This window comes from Rhizobium sp. RU35A (assembly GCF_900156005.1).
In the GTDB taxonomy this organism is placed as follows: Bacteria; Pseudomonadota; Alphaproteobacteria; order Rhizobiales; family Rhizobiaceae; genus Neorhizobium; species Neorhizobium straminoryzae.
In genome coordinates, this window is record NZ_FTMR01000041.1 from 1 (window position 1) to 2765 (window position 2765).

A 2765-nucleotide genomic window follows, 5' to 3' on the forward strand; every position below is an offset into this window, starting at 1 on the left:
TACGCTTGGCGAACCCTGCAGGACCGACCGTGGAACATCATGTCGATCGGTAGACGCAAATGGACGCAAGGGTTCTGATCAATGACGGTTGGTATTACTGAATGCACTCATGCGCATTGGAAAGCTGCGCTAGGCAGCGTTCCGTTGACGGTCTGCCTCGAACGATCCGGTTGTGCTGAAGTGCGAGATCATTTCGCGAAGGGCTTCTGCCTCGTCAGCTAATTGGCGTCCCGCGGCGTTCGCCTCTTCCAGCAGCGCGGCGCTCTGTTGGGAGCCACTGTCAATGGCATGGATCGCCCCAGAAATCTCGTGAATGCCGGTACTCTGCTCCTGGCTTGCCGTTGCAATGGCAGACACGTTCACGTCAACCTCTTGGACCTGTCCAACGATCTGACCCAAAGCTTCCCCTGTTTGATTGACCAGAGTAACTCCTTGTTGAACGCCTGCCGTGGACTTGACGATCAGTTCCTTGATTTCTTTTGCTGCTTTTGCAGATCGCTGTGCCAACTCCCGCACTTCCTGCGCCACAACTGCAAAGCCTTTGCCCGCCTCACCGGCACGAGCCGCCTCGACACCCGCGTTCAACGCGAGCAGGTTGGTCTGGAAAGCGATCTCGTCAATGACGCCGATGATCTGCGAGATCTCCCGCGCGGATTGTTCAATGCCTGCCATAGCCTCAACGGCTCGTCCAACAATTGACCCTGCCTTCTCAGCAGCTTGGCGCGTTTCGGAGGTTAGACGCTTGGCCTCTCCGGCACGCTGGCTTGTGTCGTTAACAGTTGTGCGGATCTGCTCCAGCGCTGCGGCCGTTTCTTCAACGGCTGCGGCCTGATGTTCCGCACCCTTCGCAAGATCATCGTTCGCGGTACGAATGACCTCGGCATTTGCTGACAGCGATCCCGCGGCGCTTTTGATTGCTGAAACGATCTGATCAAGGGCTGCCGCTGCAGCGTTGAAGTCTGCTCGGGTCTGCTCTAGCGCTGGATCGATCTTGTTCGGGATACGGGTAGCAAGATTGCCAGCAGCTAGACTGCCGATGCCTCGGCCCAACACGCTTACAGATTCCATTCGGGCTGTCACATCAATGGCAACCTTGATGACGCGATAGACCGTTCCGCGAGAGTCGAAAATTGGTGTATATGCGGCTTGCATCCAGACTTTTCTGCCGCCTTTTCCAATACGCAGGAAGTTATCAATGACAGTCTCCCCAGCCTTCAGTCGCTCCCAGAACTGGCCATATTCATTCGATGCCGCCTCAGCCGGAAGCATGAACATGCGGTGATGCTTGCCCACAATGTCCTCAAGCTCATAACCTACTGCGGTTAGAAAGCGTTCGTTGGCGGTCACTATCTCACCATCCGGCGTAAACTCTATGATAGCCTGAGACTGATCAATTGCTCGCAGGCGGTTTGCGTCATGCAGTGATGCGCACTTGGTGACAGTAATGTCAGAAGCGATCTTGAGGATCCTCACGACCTTGCTGCCGTGGAAAACCGGGTTGTAAGAGGCTTCGAGCCAAACATCTTGGCCAGCTTTTGGGCGTCTCCGAAACTGGCCAGATTTGAACTGCCCCGCTGCCAGATCCCGCCAGAATGCCTTATAGTCAGGTGACTGCGTGAACTCAGTCTCGCAAAACTTGGAGTGATGTTCCCCAATGATTTCGTCCAGGCGGTAACCCATTGCCTTACAGAAGTTTTCATTGGCATTTAGCACCAAGCCCTGAGGGGAAAATTCGATCATCGCCTGCGAGCGCCAGATCGCCCTCACCCCGTCCGCCATCCGACTGAAATTGAGCAAGTCACCAAACATGTTTTAGACCCTTTCGGCGTTTCACTACCGATTTAAGACCGAACGATTTAACGGAACCTGATACGAATCCTTACAAATGAAGATTTTGCTTAATATTGTATGAAATTGGAATATAGTAGCGATATATCAAGGTTGTGCGGTACGTGTCACTTAAATCATCATTTGGCATTACTGCGACAAACTCTCACATTAGAGCGTTTCCCAGACTGATTGAATCGAATGGCTTTGCAAATCGCGCGCGTTCTGATTCAAGCTATCTGCCGATGGAGGTCGACAGACATGTCGAAAGCCCTTTCCGTTGATCTTCGCATACGTGTTCTTGCCGCCGTCGAAGGGGGAGCGTCGCATAGAGAGGCGGCCGAGCGTTTCGGCGTGAGTGCGGCCAGCGTGAGCCGTTGGCGTAGCCTGCAACTCCGGCAGGGGAACGTTCGTCCCGGTCCGCTCGGTGGCGACCGTAGCTCCCACAAGATTGAAGCCCATGCCGATCTGATCATGGCCTGGCTCGGAGAGCACCGCGATGGGACATTGTTCGAGCTTCGTGACGCTCTTGCGGCCCAGGGCATCATTGCCAGCAAGTCGGCGCTGCACCGGTTTCTGGTTCGGCACGACCAGACGCGCAAAAAAGACTGGTCATGCGGTAGAGCAGAGCCGTCCAGACATCCAGGAAAAACGACAATGCTGGTTCGAGGACCAGCTCGAGCTAGAGCGCGTCCACTTTACTCGGGGTCATATCCGCACGACGCAAAATAGTTGGCGCACTCTTTGGGTTTGAAGAGGGGGACGATTTCGCCGACCGTGTCCCACAGAGCTTCGACGTTGCGCTTGGCTCGCGCACGCAGGAGCGCCTTGAGCTTGGAAAAGGCCTTTTCAATTGATGTTGTGGATGGCTCCTGCTCCCGCCGGCGTATTCCGGCATAGTTTGGATGACATCATCCAGATCAAAGGAGCGATCCATG

General features: G+C 54.9%; 1 protein-coding gene and 2 pseudogenes. 1 reads left to right on the forward strand and 2 read right to left on the reverse strand.

From position 1 onward, the window contains the following. Positions 1-129: 129 nt before the first annotated feature. The gene (locus F3H95_RS26920) at positions 130-1809 is read right to left on the reverse strand and encodes a PAS domain-containing methyl-accepting chemotaxis protein (protein ID WP_149748236.1); all 1680 of its coding nucleotides are present in this window, start codon (positions 1807-1809) and stop codon (positions 130-132) included. Positions 1810-2088: 279 nt separating this feature from the next. Between F3H95_RS26920 and F3H95_RS26925 the strand changes: the two are divergent. Next, positions 2089-2512: pseudogene (locus tag F3H95_RS26925) on the forward strand (helix-turn-helix domain-containing protein); the annotation flags it as partial. A gap of 13 nt (positions 2513-2525) precedes the next feature. Here the strand turns inward: F3H95_RS26925 and F3H95_RS26930 are convergent. Next, a pseudogene (locus tag F3H95_RS26930) lies at positions 2526-2681 on the reverse strand (IS630 family transposase); the annotation flags it as partial. Positions 2682-2765 lie beyond the last annotated feature (84 nt).